General features: G+C 70.7%; 16 protein-coding genes. 9 read left to right on the forward strand and 7 right to left on the reverse strand.

Annotated features, from left to right (window positions below; translation table 11 throughout):
• The first annotated feature begins 98 nt into the window (after window positions 1-98).
• The gene (locus OH735_RS24765) at window positions 99-728 is read left to right on the forward strand and encodes a DivIVA domain-containing protein (protein ID WP_406383724.1); all 630 of its coding nucleotides are present in this window, start codon (window positions 99-101) and stop codon (window positions 726-728) included.
• On the forward strand, window positions 725-1,315 hold the full coding sequence (locus tag OH735_RS24770) for a DNA-3-methyladenine glycosylase I (protein ID WP_406383725.1): 591 nt from the start codon (window positions 725-727) through the stop codon (window positions 1,313-1,315). Before OH735_RS24765 ends, OH735_RS24770 begins: the two co-directional genes overlap by 4 nt.
• Window positions 1,316-1,330: 15 nt before the next feature.
• Here the strand turns inward: OH735_RS24770 and OH735_RS24775 are convergent, their stop codons facing one another.
• Window positions 1,331-2,143: an enoyl-CoA hydratase/isomerase family protein gene (locus OH735_RS24775; RefSeq protein ID WP_406383726.1), complete on the reverse strand. Its 813-nt coding sequence runs from the start codon at window positions 2,141-2,143 to the stop codon at window positions 1,331-1,333.
• Window positions 2,144-2,456: 313 nt separating this feature from the next.
• Between OH735_RS24775 and OH735_RS24780 the strand changes: the two genes are divergently transcribed.
• Window positions 2,457-2,624: a DUF3117 domain-containing protein gene (locus OH735_RS24780; protein ID WP_003966491.1), complete on the forward strand. Its 168-nt coding sequence runs from the start codon at window positions 2,457-2,459 to the stop codon at window positions 2,622-2,624.
• A gap of 173 nt (window positions 2,625-2,797) precedes the next feature.
• Here OH735_RS24780 and OH735_RS24785 read toward each other — a convergent pair whose 3' ends face one another.
• On the reverse strand, window positions 2,798-3,463 hold the full coding sequence (locus OH735_RS24785; protein WP_219574098.1) for an O-methyltransferase: 666 nt from the start codon (window positions 3,461-3,463) through the stop codon (window positions 2,798-2,800).
• Window positions 3,464-3,645: 182 nt separating this feature from the next.
• Between OH735_RS24785 and sigE the strand changes: the two genes are divergently transcribed.
• The 5 genes from sigE to OH735_RS24810 all read left to right on the forward strand — a co-directional run bounded on the left by sigE (window position 3,646) and on the right by OH735_RS24810 (window position 8,658).
• A complete protein-coding gene (gene sigE, locus OH735_RS24790; protein ID WP_406386718.1) occupies window positions 3,646-4,407 on the forward strand; it encodes an RNA polymerase sigma factor SigE in 762 nt (253 codons plus the stop codon).
• The gene (locus OH735_RS24795; protein ID WP_406383727.1) at window positions 4,404-5,489 is read left to right on the forward strand and encodes a zf-HC2 domain-containing protein; all 1,086 of its coding nucleotides are present in this window, start codon (window positions 4,404-4,406) and stop codon (window positions 5,487-5,489) included. The genes sigE and OH735_RS24795 overlap by 4 nt, the downstream gene beginning before the upstream one ends.
• A 110-nt stretch (window positions 5,490-5,599) precedes the next feature.
• Complete coding sequence (locus OH735_RS24800) at window positions 5,600-7,294, forward strand: trypsin-like peptidase domain-containing protein (protein WP_406383728.1); 1,695 nt, start codon at window positions 5,600-5,602, stop codon at window positions 7,292-7,294.
• Between the two features lie 99 nt (window positions 7,295-7,393).
• Window positions 7,394-7,879, forward strand: a complete 486-nt coding sequence (locus OH735_RS24805; protein WP_406383729.1) for a sec-independent translocase — start codon at window positions 7,394-7,396, stop codon at window positions 7,877-7,879.
• 119 nt (window positions 7,880-7,998) lie between these two features.
• Complete coding sequence (locus OH735_RS24810) at window positions 7,999-8,658, forward strand: hypothetical protein (RefSeq protein WP_406383730.1); 660 nt, start codon at window positions 7,999-8,001, stop codon at window positions 8,656-8,658.
• 244 nt (window positions 8,659-8,902) lie between these two features.
• Here OH735_RS24810 and OH735_RS24815 read toward each other — a convergent pair whose 3' ends face one another.
• The 3 genes from OH735_RS24815 to OH735_RS24825 all read right to left on the reverse strand — a co-directional run bounded on the left by OH735_RS24815 (window position 8,903) and on the right by OH735_RS24825 (window position 12,005).
• Window positions 8,903-10,036 carry an Mrp/NBP35 family ATP-binding protein gene (locus tag OH735_RS24815; protein ID WP_406383731.1) on the reverse strand — a complete coding sequence of 378 codons (1,134 nt, stop codon included), beginning with the start codon at window positions 10,034-10,036 and terminating at the stop codon, window positions 8,903-8,905.
• Between the two features lie 147 nt (window positions 10,037-10,183).
• A complete protein-coding gene (locus tag OH735_RS24820; protein WP_406383732.1) occupies window positions 10,184-10,741 on the reverse strand; it encodes a DUF1003 domain-containing protein in 558 nt (185 codons plus the stop codon).
• Window positions 10,731-12,005 (reverse strand): magnesium transporter MgtE N-terminal domain-containing protein, encoded by a 1,275-nt coding sequence (locus tag OH735_RS24825; RefSeq protein WP_406383733.1) that lies wholly within the window; start codon window positions 12,003-12,005, stop codon window positions 10,731-10,733. The genes OH735_RS24820 and OH735_RS24825 overlap by 11 nt, the downstream gene beginning before the upstream one ends.
• A 203-nt stretch (window positions 12,006-12,208) precedes the next feature.
• On the opposite strand from OH735_RS24825, the gene OH735_RS24830 reads away from it, so the two are divergent.
• Entirely contained in the window at window positions 12,209-12,988 is a 780-nt protein-coding gene (locus OH735_RS24830) for a hypothetical protein (protein WP_406383734.1), read from the forward strand.
• Between the two features lie 120 nt (window positions 12,989-13,108).
• On the opposite strand, the gene OH735_RS24835 is transcribed toward OH735_RS24830, so the two are convergent.
• Window positions 13,109-13,630: a hypothetical protein gene (locus OH735_RS24835; RefSeq protein WP_406383735.1), complete on the reverse strand. Its 522-nt coding sequence runs from the start codon at window positions 13,628-13,630 to the stop codon at window positions 13,109-13,111.
• A gap of 12 nt (window positions 13,631-13,642) precedes the next feature.
• Complete coding sequence (locus OH735_RS24840; RefSeq protein ID WP_406383736.1) at window positions 13,643-14,758, reverse strand: magnesium and cobalt transport protein CorA; 1,116 nt, start codon at window positions 14,756-14,758, stop codon at window positions 13,643-13,645.
• Window positions 14,759-14,861 lie beyond the last annotated feature (103 nt).

The raw sequence follows: 14,861 nt of genomic DNA on the forward strand, positions 1-14,861 counted from the left end.
CCTCTGGTAGATCGCCCGTGGGTCGCCTGCGACCCTAACTGTCGGTACCGCATGGCACGATCGGACTCGGACAGGTTTCCGCTCTTGGGGAGATGCGCGTGTTCTGGTTCTTGTTGCTGGCGATGGTGGTGGTCGTGGCCGCGGTCACCCTCGCGGTGGTCGGCGGAGGGAAGAGTGCCGTCCTGCAGGACGCGGCGCCCGAGCAGCTGACCGACCCGCTGCCCGCGACGCGTCCGGTCGGTCGCGCGGATGTCGAGGCGGTGCGGCTGCCCGTGACCGTACGCGGCTACCGCATGACGGATGTCGACGAGGTGCTCGGCAGACTCGGCGCCGAGCTCGCCGAGCGGGACGCGCGGATCGCGGAGCTGGAGTCGGCGCTGGCCGGGGCGCAGGCGACCGCGGTCGGCGGCCCCGGTCTCCTCAAGCGGCCGGAGGACCGGGCGCAGCCGGCCACGGAGCGCCCCGAGGAGCGTCCGAAGGCACCGTGGGAGGCGCCGGGCCAGGACCCGCGGCAGGAACCTCGGCAAGAACCCCGACGGGAATCTCGGCAGGAACCTCAGCAGGAACCCCGACAGGAATCTCAGCAGGAACCACGGCAGGAACCACCGGAAGAACCTCAGCAAGAACCTCGGCAGGACCCTGGACAGGGCTCTTGGCAGGACACCCGGCCCGATCCGTGGCGAACCCCCGGACAGAACCAGCGACCCGGAGAGGAGCCCCGCCGATGAGCGGCGGCGCACAAACGGCCCCGGACGGCGGACTGCGCTGCCCGTGGGGGCTCTCCACGGAGGACTACCTCGCGTACCACGACACCGAATGGGGCAAGCCCGTCCACGGCGACGATGCCCTGTTCGAGCGGCTCTGCCTGGAGGCGTTCCAGTCCGGCCTCTCCTGGCTGACGATCCTGCGCCGCCGCGAGGGCTTCCGCTCCGCTTTCGCCGGGTTCAAGATCCCCGCCGTGGCGGAGTTCACCGACGCCGACAAGGAGCGGCTCCTCGCCGACGCCGGGATCATCCGCAACCGGGCGAAGATCGAGGCGACTTTCGCCAACGCCAAGGTCCTGGCCGACTGGCGCCCCGGCGAGCTGGACGACCTGATCTGGTCCCACGCCCCCGATCCGGCCGGCCGCCCGGCCCCGCGCACCGTCGAAGACGTCGCCGCGGTCACCCCGGAGTCCACGGCGCTGGCCAAGGCCCTCAAGAAGCGCGGGCTGCGGTTCGTCGGACCCACGACGGCCTACGCCCTGATGCAGGCCTGCGGCCTGGTCGACGACCACCTGGCCGACTGCGTGGCGCGCGGGGGAGCGGGGGCGTAGACCCGGTCGGGGCGGCTACCGCCCGAGGTACTTCGGCTTCTCCTTGTTCAGGAACGCCTGCACCGCGATCGTGTGGTCCTCGGACGCGCCCGCCTTCGTCTGGAGTTCGTCCTCCTTCTCCAGCGCCTCGCTCAGGGTGTGAGCGGCGCCGTAGGCCAGGGACTCCTTGAGCGCGGCGTACGCCACCGTGGGACCGGACGCCAGGGCGCGCGCCACACCGGCGGCCTCGGCGGCCAGGTCGGCGGCGGGCACCAGCTTGTTCACGATGCCCAGCTCGTGGGCGTCCTTGGCGGAGATCGACCGCGGGAAGAGCAGCAGGTCGGCGGCGCGGCTCTGCCCGATCAGGCGGGGCAGCGTCCAGGAGACGCCCGAGTCGGCGGTCAGGGCGACCCCGGCGAAGGACGTGTTGAACGAGGCGGTGTCGGCGACCACCCGGTAGTCGCAGGCCAGCGCGAACCCGAAACCGGCCCCGGCCGCGACACCGTTCACCCCGGCGACGACCGGCTTGGGCATCTCGGTGATGGCCCGCACGATCGGGTTGTAGTGCTCCTGCACGGTGCTCAGCGCGTTGCCGCCGCCGGACTCACGGGCCTCGGCGAGCTTGCCGACGTGCTCCTTCAGATCCTGGCCGACGCAGAACGCGCGCCCGGTCGCGGTGAGCAGAACGGCCCGTACGGCGGTGTCGGCCGCCGCGGACTTCAGTGCGTCACGGAGCGCCACCTTGGCCTCGGTGTTCATGGCGTTCATCGCGTCGGGACGGTTGATCGTGATCGTCGCGAGTCCGTCGTTCACTTCATAGCGCACGCTGTCCGCCATCTGGTCGGCCATTTTGCTGTCCCCTCTGCACCTCGGGCTATGCCTGTCCAGGCAAGCATGGCCGAATCGGGCCGGAGCGAACATGTGACCTGCGTCTAACAATTGCGCTCCGATGAAGGGGCGCGGGGGGCGGAGTATCGCAGCTCGATCGCCGAATTGGGTGGTTTTGAGAGAGCGCGTTGCGCAAGCGATGCCGACCGATGTTGGTCATCGGGGTCTGTGATGCGGGATAATGGCCATGAAGCAATGTGTTCGATGCCGGTGACACAGCGCCTGTCATGGGGCCGCCGGTTGCGATGAGCTGGTTTCAGGAAGGGGAACGAGCATGGCGGCCATGAAGCCGCGGACGGGCGACGGCCCGCTCGAGGTGACAAAGGAGGGGCGGGGCATCGTCATGCGCGTTCCGCTCGAAGGCGGCGGTCGGCTTGTCGTGGAGCTGACTCCGGACGAGGCCGATGCACTCGGCGATGCCCTCAAGAAGGTCGTCGGCTGAGCAGAGGCGCCCACACTTCTCCACTGCCCCGACACGATGCCCGTGCCGGGGCAGTGATGCGTCCGCAGCCGGTGAATTCGAGCCCGTCCGGCGATTGAGGACACCGCCGGTTCAGCCCGGGCAGGGGCACGACCCGGACCCCGACCCCGGCTCCGCCCCCGTTCTCCGGGGCGTCAGCCCCTTCGCACCGCGCACAGCAAGCCGTCGCCCACCGGCAGCAGCGTCGCCATCAGCTCCTGGCTCTCCCGCACCGCCCGCAGCAGCTCCCGCAGCCGCAGCACCTCCGCGGGCTGCGCCGCGGAGTCGACCGTACGGCCGTCCGCGAAGACCCCCTCGAAGCAGACCAGACCGCCGGGCCGCAGCAGACGCAACGATTCAGCGAGACAGTCCAGGCTCTCCAGCCGGTCGCCGTCGCAGAACACGAGGTCGTATCCGCCGTCCGCGAGCCGCGGCAGTACGTCCAGGGCGCGGCCGGGGATGAAGCGGGCCCGATTGGCGGCGAACCCCGCGGCCCGGAACGCCTCACGGGCGAACTGCTGGCGTTCGGGTTCGGGGTCGACCGTGGTCAGCACCCCGTCGGGCCGCATGCCGTGCAGCAGATAGAGCCCGGACACGCCGGTCCCGGTGCCGATTTCGGCCACCGCTTTGGCGTCCGTCGTGGCAGCGAGCAGGCGCAGCGCGGCGCCGGTACCTGGCGACACCGAGCGAAGCCCTGCGTCCCGGGCCCGGTCCCGGGCCCAGCGCAATGCTTCGTCCTCGGCGACAAAGGCGTCGGCGAACGCCCAGCTCGTCTGCCGGTTGGCGGTAATGACCCTCTCCTGTCCCCGTAGTTGGCGCAACGGTGACTGTATCCGCTGCGCCCGGGAACCCGCAGATGGGACCGGGCGTTATCCAAGGGCAGGGGAAAGCACATGGAATCGGCCCGCGGATCGGGTCCGGAGGCCATGGGCCGGCGGTTCCCGGGGTGATTCCCGGCCCCAGCAGGAAAAAGGCTTATCCGGAGCTAACGGGCGAGGTGGCTATGGTAGAGGCTCCGCTGGACACCACCAGAGCCGATAGGGGAGGTGCGGCTGCGCCTGTGGATCGGAGAGGAGTGCTGCGGCGCTTCCTCAGGTCGGCGGGTGAGCCGAAATCCGTGACCAACATCGCTGACCGTTCTTCCAACGATTCCGCACCGACCGCGACCTTCGCCTCTGATGCGGACTCCCAGGCGTGGACGCCGCCCTCATGGGAAGAGATCGTCAGCACGCACAGCGGCCGTGTCTATCGCCTCGCCTACCGGCTGACGGGCAACCAGCACGATGCGGAGGACCTCACGCAGGAGGTCTTCGTCCGCGTTTTCCGGTCGCTGTCCACCTATACGCCGGGCACCTTCGAGGGCTGGCTGCACCGCATCACGACCAACCTGTTCCTGGACATGGTCCGTCGTAAGCAGCGGATCCGCTTCGACTCCCTCGGTGACGACGCCGCCGAGCGGCTGCCGAGCCGTGAGCCGTCCCCGCAGCAGGTCTTCAATGACACGCATTTCGACGCGGACGTGCAGCAGGCGCTGGACACCCTCGCGCCCGAATTCCGTGCCGCCGTCGTGCTCTGTGACATCGAGGGCCTTTCGTACGAGGAGATCGCCGCGACGCTGGGCGTGAAGCTCGGCACCGTGCGCAGCCGTATCCACCGCGGTCGCTCGCACCTGCGCAAGGCGCTGCAGCACCGTTCGCCCGAGGCCCGTGCCGAGCAGCGCTCGTTGGCGGGCGCGATCCTGGCAGGGGAGGGCGGAACGGCGTGAGTGGCACAAGCCCGACCCCCGCGGAGCAGCATCTGGGGGACCGGCTCGCCGCGCTTGTCGACGGCGAGTTGAAACACGATGCCCGTGAGCGGGTGCTCGCCCACCTCGCGACCTGCGCCAAGTGCAAGGCCGAGGCAGCCGCACAGCGGCGCCTGAAGAGCGTCTTCGCACAGTCCGCCCCGCCTTCGCCGTCCGAGGGGTTCCTCGCCCGGCTGCAGGGCCTTCCCGGGGGACCGGGGGGTGACGACGACGGCCAGGGAAGACCATTCGGCGGCTCCGGGCGTTTCGCCGACGGGCTTTTCCCGGTGATTCAGCAGCCCGGCAGCCGCACCGATTCGCCGGGGAGTTCACCACTGGGGAGTTTCGGCTTCGCCCCGGCCCCGCACGGCTCGACCGCCGTACTGCCGGGTGGGCCATCCTCCCGGTCGGGCTTCCGGATCCATGAGGTGGGCCGCGAGCCGGACCGGTTGCCGTGGCGTGGCCGGAGGTTCGCCTTCGCCGCGGCCAGCGCCGTATCTCTGGCGGCCATCGCCCTGGGCGGTGCGCTGCCGACGGGCGCGGGCTCCAACACCCCGGCCCGCGCCTCGGGCGCCGGAAACGCGGTGACCCCGCTCGACGCCGCTTCGCGCGGCGAGAGCAGCGGCTCGGTGAGCCGTCGCAACGGTGGCGGCCAGGGCACGCTCGCCGCTACGGAGGCGGGCGACCGCGCGACCGCCGTCGCCCCGCCGTCCGTGCCGCAGGGCACACCGGCGGCGCTTGCCACGGCCCCCGCGCTGCTCTCCTCCGGAAACCTCGCGCCCGGCGATCTCTCGTCCGGAGGCCTGGCGTCCGGGACTCTCACGCCTGTGACCCTGGCGTCCGGGACCCTCGGGGGGAACACCTTTGGCGTCCAGGTCCTGACCAATGTGTCCGCGCCATCGCTGATACGCCCGACCGGCACGTCCCCGCTCTTCGCACGGGTGCCCGGGCGGCTCGCCCCGCAGCCCCCGGCCCCCTCCGCCCCGCCGTCCTGGGCACAGCCGTCGGCCTCGGCCCTCCCCACCCCCGCCGACCGCGGTCTGCCGCTTTCCTCCCGGCGCTGACCGGGGTCTGCGCAGACTTTCGCAAACCTGGTTGAATTCCGGGAGCAGTTCCGGGAGGGACGCCCCTGCGGGGGCGTGCAGAGGCCAGTTGCGGCAGTTGCGGGGAGAAAATGGAAGACGGGAAGTCCACCGGGCCGAAGGTGAAATGGTGGAGCCGGCCCGCGCCGGGGCATACCACCCGCACGGCGCCGGACGAGCCGTCACCCGTGCAGGGCGCGGCACCCACGGCCGACACGACGGCCGTGACGGACATGGCGGAAGCGCCCGCGCCCGAGCCCATGGCGTCCGTACCGGCCGCGCGGCCCACGGCACCGCTGCACCAGCCCGACGAGTACAGCACCCCGCCCTACGGCGGACCCGGCCCCTGGGCACCCGCGCCACCCGTACAGCGACCGGTCCCGACCCCCGCGCACGGCACCCCCGTCCCCGCGCAGTGCGCCGGGACGAACGGCGCAGGCATCCCCACCGGCCCTGCGGGCCCCACCGCGCCCACAGCACCCGGCGCGCCCGCCCACCCCACCACCCCCGGCTTCACACCCACGCCCACGCCCATGCCCACGCCTCCTCCCTCGCTCCCGCAGCAGCAGCCGCAGCAGCCCCAGTCGACGCAGTGGCTCCAGTACGACCCCTGGGGTGCGCCCCGGCAGGCGCTGACGAACCCGGGCCCGCCGCTCGGGGCCGACACCGGCCGCAAGAAGAACCGCCGCGGCTCCCTCCTCATCGGCGCCGTGCTGCTCGCACTGGTGGCGGGAGGCATCGGCGGCGGCATCGGCGCCTACATCGAGCGCAACGGCGGCCTCACCCAGGTCGAGCTGCCGCAGACCAGCCGGAACAGCGGGGGCCGCGCCCCCGACAGCGTCGCGGGCATCGCCGCCAGCGCGCTGCCCAGCGTGGTCACCCTCCACGTCAGCGGTACCACCGAATCCGGCACCGGTACGGGCTTCGTGCTCGACAAATCCGGTCACATCCTCACCAACAACCACGTCGTCGCCCCGGCCGGGTCCTCCGGCGAGATCACCGTGACGTTCAGCGGTGGCGAGACCGCGCGCGCCGAGATCGTCGGCAAGGACAGCGGCTACGACCTGGCGGTGGTCAAGGTGACCGGCGTCTTTGGCCTCAAGCCGCTGCCTCTGGGCAACTCCGACAATGTGCAGGTCGGCGACCCCGTGGTGGCCATCGGCGCCCCCTTCGACCTGTCCAACACGGTGACCTCCGGCATCATCAGCGCCAAGGACCGGCCCATCACCGCGGGCGGCGAGAAGGGCGACGGCAGCGACGTCAGCTACGTCGACGCGCTGCAGACCGATGCCCCGATCAACCCGGGCAACTCCGGCGGTCCGCTCGTCGACACCGATGCCCATGTCATAGGCATCAACAGTGCCATCCGCGCCGCCGACAGCGGTTCGAGCGCCGAGGGCGGGCAGGCGGGATCCATCGGTCTCGGCTTCGCCATCCCGATCAACCAGGGCAAGCGGGTCGCCGAGGAGCTGATCAACACCGGAAAGGCCACCCACCCGGTGATCGGTGTCACGCTCGACATGAAGTACACGGGGGACGGCGCCAAGGTCGGCACGAAGGGAGCGGCCGGCAAGCCCGCGGTGACGCCGGACGGCCCCGGGGCCAAGGCCGGGATCCAGCCCGGGGACGTCATCACCGAGGTCGACGGCCAGCGGGTGCACAGCGGCGAGGAGCTGATCGTGAAGATCCGTGCGCACCGGCCCGGCGACCGGCTGGACCTCGGTCTGACCCGAAGTGGTAAAGACCTGTCCATCTCTTTGACTCTTGGTTCCGCAACCGGCACGTGACGGCGACGGGACGCTACCGCGCGGACAGTTTCGGCGGGTACCGTGGTCCGGGTCCGGACCTCGACCGACACGGTCTCGGAGAACACAAGGAGCAACAGGGTGTTCAATGACATAGGCGCACTCGAGCTGGTGACGCTCGCGATCCTGGGTGTGCTGATCTTCGGCCCGGACAAGCTGCCCAAGGTCATCCAGGACGCCTCGCGCTTCATCCGCAAGATCCGTGAGTTCTCGGAGAGCGCCAAGGAGGACATCCGTACGGAGCTCGGTCCGGAGTTCAAGGACTTCGAGTTCGAGGACCTCAACCCCAAGACGTTCGTCCGTAAGCAGCTCATGGACGGCAACGACGATCTGGGGCTGAAGGAGATCCGCGAGAGCTTCGACCTGCGCAAGGACCTGGCCGAGGTCACCGACGCGGTGAACGGCCGGGAGAGCGCGGCCGTGGAGTCCGCGGACTCCGACGGCGGCGTGTCGGGCGCCGCGGGGATCACCGCCGCCAACGGCTCAGGCGGTGCTCCGGACCTGCTCAAGAAGCGTACGCAGCCTGCGAAGGACGACCACCCGCCGTTCGACGCCGACGCCACCTGACGGCAGTCAATCCCGAGTCGTCCGGGCGGTATGGCTATTCTCCATCTGTCCGGTTGTGAGGACGCCCGTGGGGGGCGGGCCGCTCCGGACCCAACGGATCGAGGAGGCGGGCCGGGCATATGGAGACGACCAGTCGGGCGGGCGCGGAAGACGCGCCGGGCACAGTCGCCGCAGAAGGGGTGTCGGCGGCCCGGACTGTTGTCGACGGTTATCTGGCAGCTCCGTTTCCCTGGTACGCACTGGACGAGGCATTCACCGGACCCCGTTGGCTGATGCAGGTCGGCACCGCTGCGGACGGAACCGTGCAGCACGGTTCCCTGGGCCACGGTGACGAACCGTCGGCACGGGCCGACGCGGGCACCGAGAAACAACGATTCGCCGTTGTCGTGACGGTGGGCAGCAGTCCGGTGCGGCGCAGCGGCGACGGTACGGGGGTGCTGGACGCGACCACGGTCTCCTCCGCGGCCTGGCTGGCCGGGTCCGGTCTGCTCGCCTATACCTGGCCCCCGCAGCTGGACCACTCGCTGCGCGACGACTGGCTGGATCAGCAGACGGAGACGGCGTTCGAACTCGCCGACGATCTGAACGGCCCCGCGTGGTCGACGCTGTCACTGCCCGTGGACGGCGTCCCCGTGCCGTTCCACTACCGCGAGTCCGAGTTCGGCTGGGTGCTGGCCGGGTCGGCGCACGGCGGGGTGCACATCGGGGCGTACGGGCGGGGGATGAGCGCGTACGGACTGGGCTTCTCGGTCGTCCGCGACATCGCGACGTACGCATAACGAGAGGCGACATCGCGACGTACGCGTAACGAGAGACGTACGCGTAACGAGCGGGGCCGGCGGTGACCGGCCGAGGCTGGTCGCCGCGTCGACCCCGATCACCGACCGGGCTCGAAGGCGGCCTCAGCCACCGACCGGGCTCGGGGGGCTCGAAGACGGGCCGCAATCACCGACCGCGCTCGGTTTCGCCGGACGGGCCTGACACATCACGCCCGTCCGGCGATCGAGAGCAGTCCCCGACGTCTCAGAACTTGTTGCGCGGGGTGATTCCCAGCGACATGCCCGACAGACCGCGCTGACGGCCCCCCAGCTTGTCCGCGATGGTGCGCAGCGCCTTGCCGGCCGGGGAGTCGGGGTCGGACAGGACGACCGGCTTGCCCTCGTCGCCGCCCTCGCGCAGCCGTACGTCGATCGGGATGGAGCCGAGCACGGGCACCTCCGCGCCGACCGTCCTCGTCAGGCCCTCGGCGACCTTCTTGCCACCGCCGGTGCCGAACACGTCGACCATCTCGTCGCAGTGCGGGCACGGCAGGCCCGACATGTTCTCGACGACACCGACGATCTTCTGGTGGGTCTGCACGGCGATCGAGCCGGCCCGCTCGGCCACCTCGGCCGCCGCCTGCTGCGGGGTCGTGACGACCAGGATCTCGGCGTTCGGCACGAGCTGTGCGACCGAGATCGCGATGTCACCGGTGCCCGGCGGCAGGTCGAGCAGCAGGACATCCAGATCGCCCCAGTACACATCCGCGAGGAACTGCTGGAGCGCACGGTGCAGCATCGGTCCGCGCCACACCACCGGGGCGTTGCCCGGGGTGAACATGCCGATGGAGATGACCTTCACGCCGTGTGCCGACGGCGGCATGATCATGTTCTCGACCTGGGTCGGCTTGCCGTCCGCGCCGAGCATCCGGGGCACGCTGTGCCCGTAGATGTCCGCGTCCACGACACCGACCTTGAGGCCGTCGGCCGCCATCGCGGCCGCCAGGTTCACGGTGACCGACGACTTGCCGACGCCGCCCTTGCCGGACGCGACCGCGTAGACCCGGGTCAGAGAGCCGGGCTTGGCGAACGGCACCTCGCGCTCCGCCGTGCCGCCGCGCAGCGAGGTCGCGAGCTCCTTGCGCTGTTCGTCGCTCATCACGTCGAGCGTGACGTCGACGCGGCTGACGCCTTCGACCTTCGCCACCGCTTCGGTCACGTTCTTGGTGATCGTCTCGCGCATCGGGCAGCCGGAGACCGTGAGATAGACCGTGACAGCGACTGCACCGTCAGCGTCGATCTCGACCGACTTCACCATGCCGAGCTCGGTGATCGGACGGTGGATCTCGGGGTCGTTCACTGTCGCCAGTGCCTCAAGCACCGCGTCTTCCGTAGCCATACATCGATAGTACGGGGGGTGCGCGCAGCGTTCCTTGAAAGGGTGGTGGCGGGCGACGGGAGGGCGGGTGCGCGCAGCGCTCCTTGAAAGGGTGGTGGGCGGCGGGAGGGCGTTACGGCGCCCGCCACTACGCGTGAGTAGCCACCGTCAGCGGTCTTCGTCACTCTCGCCCGGGAACAGGACGCGGCGGTCGTCCAGCTCCCTCACGAGGTCCTCGAGTTCGGAGCGGATCCAGTCGCGGGTGGCGACCTCGCCGAGGCCCATCCGCAGGGAGGCGATCTCCCGGGTGAGGTACTCGGTGTCCGCGATGGAGCGCTCGTTCTGCTTGCGGTCCTGCTCGTAGGTGACCCGGTCGCGGTCGGCCTGCCGGTTCTGCGCGAGCAGGATCAGCGGGGCCGCGTACGAGGCCTGGAGGGACAGGATCAGCGTCAGGAAGATGAACGGGTACCCGTCGAACCGCCAGTGCGCGGGCGCGAAGGCGTTCCACAGCACCCAGACGATGATGACGAGCGTCATCCAGGCGATGAAGCGCCAGGTGCCCAGGAAGCGGGCGATCCGTTCGGAGAGCCGGCCGAACGACTCGGGGTCGTATTCGGGCAGTACCCGCCGCCGCGGGGCCTTCGGCTGGTCCAGCCGGTAACGGGGCGGGCGCGCGATGCCCGAGGCACCCGCCGGCGTCCCCTTCGCGCGGTCCTCACCGACCATGGGCGGCCTCCTCCGCACCGTGGAAGTCGGTCTCCCGCCAGTCCTCGGGCAGCAGGTGGTCGAGCACGTCGTCGACGGTCACCGCGCCGAGCAGTGAGCCGCTCTCGTCCACCACGGGCACCGAGACCAGGTTGTACGCGGCCAGATAGCTCGTCACGGACGTCAGCGGGGTGTCCGGTGCGAGGGGGATGAGATCGCTGTCGACGATCGAGCTGACCAGGGCGTACGGCGGATCGCGCAGCAGCCGCTGGAAGTGCACGGTGCCCAGGTACTTGCCGGTCGGTGTCTCGTCCGGCGAGCGGCACACGTACACCTGGGCGGCGAGCGCCGGGGACAGATCGGCCTGCCGGACCCGCGCGAGCGCGTCGGCGACCGTCGCGTCCGGGCGCAGGATGATCGGCTCGGTGGTCATCAGACCGCCCGCGGTCCGTTCCTCGTACGACATGAGGCGCCGCACATCCGCCGCGTCGTCCGGACGCATCAGGGTGAGCAGCCGCTCCTTGTCCGCCTCGGGGAGTTCGGACAGCAGGTCGGCCGCGTCGTCCGGGTCCATGGCCTCCAGGACATCTGCGGCGCGCTCCTCCTTGAGCTTGCCGATGATCTCCACCTGGTCGTCCCCGGGGAGCTCCTCCAGGACATCGGCGAGCCGGTCGTCATCGAGCGCGGCGGCGACCTCGGCCCGCCGCTTCGGTGAAAGATGGTGCAGCGCGTTGGCCACGTCCGTCGGGCGCAGCCGTTCGAACGTGGCGACCAGGGACTCGGCGCCCTGCCCGCTCTCCTCCAGCGAGAACCCGCTGACCGCCGACCACTCCACCGTCAGCGTCTCGCCCTTGCGCCGGAGCGCGCCGCCCTTGCCCTTGCGTACGAAGTACTTGTCGATCTCCCAGTCCCGGCGGGCCGGGAGCTGCTGGATGGCGACATCGAGGACGGTGACCTCCTCGCCGGTCTCCACGAGTCGTACGCGCCGGTCGAGGAACTCGCCGAGCACCAGACGTTCGGTGGGCCGCTGTTCGAAGCGCCGCATGTTGACCACACCGGTGGTGATGACCTGACCGGACTCGATCCCCGTGACCCGGGTGATCGGGAGGAAGATCCGGCGGCGGCTGAGCATTTCGACGACCAGGCCGAGCAGCCGGGGCGGCCGGCCACCGACCCGCAACATCGCGACCAGGTCGCTGACGCGGCCCACCTGATCGCCGTTGGGGTCGAAGACCGGGACGCCGGCGAGATGCGAGACGAAGATCCGGGGGGCGCCTGCCGCCATGGTGCGCCTCCTTCTTCCGTGTACGACTTCTCTGTCCGGTCCGTTTGACAGCTAATTAACCGTTATGACGGGATCAGGCTAGCCCGTACCGCTCCGGGCTGCCCCGGTGGACCCGTCCGTACGGCTCTCTGCTGGACGGCGCGTACGGCACAGGTACGCTGCCGTCTGCCACCCCCGCCCCGCAGATGAGAGGCAGTGCGCCCGTGACCTCTTCCGCCCCGTCCGTCCGGATCCGTCGCCGCCGGACCGCCCTCGCCGTTGTGCTCTGCGCGGGGCTGACCGCCGCCCTCGCGGCGTGCGGGGGCGAGGATCCGGACCAGGGGACCAACGGCGTCGGCAAGCTCGCCGCCACGGAGATCGAGAAGAAGGCACAGGCCGCCGCGGCCTCCGCCGACGCGGTGCGCCTCGCCGGGACGCTGGTCAGCAAGGGCGGCACGTACAAGCTCAATATGCAGCTCAGGGAGAAGGGCGGCACCGGCTCCGTCACTTCGAAGGACAGCACCTTCGAGCTGCTGCGCATCGGTGACGAGCTCTATCTGAAGGCGGACTCCGGGTTCTGGAGCCACGACGAGAAGTCCGGCGAGGAGTCCGGCGCCGACAGCGACGCGGGCGGAGCGGCCGCGGACAAGCTGGAGGACAAGTACGTGAAGGTGCCCGAGGACGACCCCACGTACAAGCAGCTGCGCGGCTTCACGGACAAGAAGACCCTGCTCGACGGGCTGCTCGCCCTGCACGGCACCCTCAACAAGGGCGACCGGGAGAAGGTCGGAACGACCCGGACCGTGCAGATCACGGGCGGCAAGGGCGAGGGCGGCACGCTCGACGTCTCGCTGGAGGGCACGCCGTATCCCCTGCGCTTCGCGCGCGGCGGCGGCGGGGGGACCGTGACGCTGTCGGACTGGGGCAGGGAATTCCCGCTGGAGGCCCCGGCGAAGGACGACACGGTCGACTACGGAAAGCAGCTGCCCAAGACGTCCTCCTGAGAGCGGCCCGCGGGAGCCACGGATCGCAGGAGCCCCGGCCCGTACGGCCCGGGGCTCCGCCCGGCGGATCGGGGGGCGGGCAGGCTCCGCCCCCCCCCGCAGCCCTCGCGGCGCCCCGCCTCAGCCCTTGCGGCCCCGCTTCAGCAGTCGCGGCAGCCCGGCCGGCACCGGTCGGCGGGTGGTCGCGGACGTCGGGAGCGGCGGTGCCGCCAGTGAACCGTCCGGCAGCTCCGTACGGAACTCGCCGGGGGTCAGCCGCAGCACCCGGCACTCGCGCGCCCACCGCTCCGTCATCTGCTCGGCGTCCGGCGCGTTCAGCCGCTTGCCCTTGAGCTCGGCGACCGCGGCCTCCCACTCCTCGGAGTGCGGCGCGAGCTCCGACACGGCGGCCGTCCAGGCGATCAGCCGGCCGCCCTTGTCCTTGCTGCGCACGGTCACCTCGGCGGCGGACCCGTCGGCGAGACCGGCCGGCAGCGGCTGCTCGCCGGGGCCGTCGCCGACCAGATGCGCCGCACCCTCGTGCCATACGTGCCACAGGGCGCGCGCGGGGCCGGTGCCCCGCACCCAGATGAGGCCGGACTTCTTCGTGGCCTCCTCGACCAGGGCCCGGCCCAGCGGCACGTCAGTCGCAGCAGCAGTCATACCTGAACTCTATTAGAGCCAGCCGTTGCGCTTGAGCGTGCGGTGGATGGAGAAGCAGACCACTCCGATGACGCCCAGCACCATCGGGTAGCCGTACGTCCAGCGAAGCTCGGGCATGTGCTTGAAGTTCATGCCGTAGACGCCGCAGATCATCGTCGGTACGGCGATGATGGCCGCCCAGGACGTGATCTTGCGCATGTCCTCGTTCTGCGCGACGGTCGCCTGCGCCAGGTTGGCCTGGAGGATCGAGTTCAGCAGTTCGTCGAAGCCGATGACCTCTTCGTGCACCCGCGCCAGGTGGTCGGCGACGTCACGGAAGTACTTCTGGATGTCGGGGTCGATCAGCCGCATCGGCCGCTCGCTCAGCAGCTGCATCGGCCGCAGCAACGGTGATACGGCCCGCTTGAACTCCAGGACCTCACGCTTGAGCTGGTAGATCCGGCCCGCGTCCGAGCCGCGCGGGCTGCCCTTCGCGGGAGTGGAGAAGACCTCGATCTCCACCTCGTCGATGTCGTCCTGGACGGCGCCCGCCACCGCGATGTAGCCGTCGACCACATGGTCGGCGATGGAGTGCAGGACCGCGGAGGGCCCCTTGGCCAGCAGCTCGGGGTCGTCCTGCAGCCGGTGCCGCAGCGCGCGCAGCGAGCCGTGGCCGCCGTGCCGCACGGTGATGACGAAGTCCCGGCCGGTGAAGCACATCACCTCGCCGGTCTCCACGACCTCGCTGGTCGCGGTGAGTTGGGCGTGCTCGACGTAGTGGATGGTCTTGAAGACGGTGAACAGCGTGTCGTCGTACCGCTCCAGCTTCGGCCGCTGGTGGGCGTGGACGGCGTCCTCGACGGCGAGCGGGTGGAGACCGAACTCCCGGGCGATACCGGCGAATTCCTCCTCGGTCGGCTCGTGCAGGCCGATCCAGGCGAAGCCGCCCTCCTCCCGCACTTCGAGCATCGCCTCGTGCGGTGTGCGGCAGGAGCCGCTCTCCACGCGCCGTCCGTCGCGGTAGACCGCGCAGTCGACGACCGCGCTGGAGGCGGACGGGTCGCGGGTGGTGTCGTAACTGTTGTGCAGGGCGTTGCTCTTGCGCAGGGACGGGCGCACGGCGGCGCGCAGGTCGCGGATCATCGACATGGCTGGCTCCTTCACGGAGGGCCGTCGTCGGGCACGTGGAACAGCCCGGAATGGGGACGTGTGCTCACGTCCGCAAAGCGGGCGGCACCGCGGCGGCACGATG

This window comes from Streptomyces sp. NBC_01618 (assembly GCF_045209435.1).
Classification (GTDB): Bacteria; Actinomycetota; Actinomycetes; order Streptomycetales; family Streptomycetaceae; genus Streptomyces.

Coding starts and splice junctions, on each gene's coding strand:
- OH735_RS24770 (WP_406383725.1), top strand. CDS start 725: ATGAGCGGCGGCGCACAAACGGCCCCGGACGGCGGACTGCGCTGCCCG.
- OH735_RS24775 (WP_406383726.1), bottom strand. CDS start 2,143: ATGGCCGACCAGATGGCGGACAGCGTGCGCTATGAAGTGAACGACGGA.
- OH735_RS24780 (WP_003966491.1), top strand. CDS start 2,457: ATGGCGGCCATGAAGCCGCGGACGGGCGACGGCCCGCTCGAGGTGACA.
- sigE (WP_406386718.1), top strand. CDS start 3,646: ATGGTAGAGGCTCCGCTGGACACCACCAGAGCCGATAGGGGAGGTGCG.
- OH735_RS24800 (WP_406383728.1), top strand. CDS start 5,600: ATGGAAGACGGGAAGTCCACCGGGCCGAAGGTGAAATGGTGGAGCCGG.
- OH735_RS24810 (WP_406383730.1), top strand. CDS start 7,999: ATGGAGACGACCAGTCGGGCGGGCGCGGAAGACGCGCCGGGCACAGTC.
- OH735_RS24815 (WP_406383731.1), bottom strand. CDS start 10,036: ATGGCTACGGAAGACGCGGTGCTTGAGGCACTGGCGACAGTGAACGAC.
- OH735_RS24820 (WP_406383732.1), bottom strand. CDS start 10,741: ATGGTCGGTGAGGACCGCGCGAAGGGGACGCCGGCGGGTGCCTCGGGC.
- OH735_RS24825 (WP_406383733.1), bottom strand. CDS start 12,005: ATGGCGGCAGGCGCCCCCCGGATCTTCGTCTCGCATCTCGCCGGCGTC.
- OH735_RS24835 (WP_406383735.1), bottom strand. CDS start 13,630: ATGACTGCTGCTGCGACTGACGTGCCGCTGGGCCGGGCCCTGGTCGAG.
- OH735_RS24840 (WP_406383736.1), bottom strand. CDS start 14,758: ATGTCGATGATCCGCGACCTGCGCGCCGCCGTGCGCCCGTCCCTGCGC.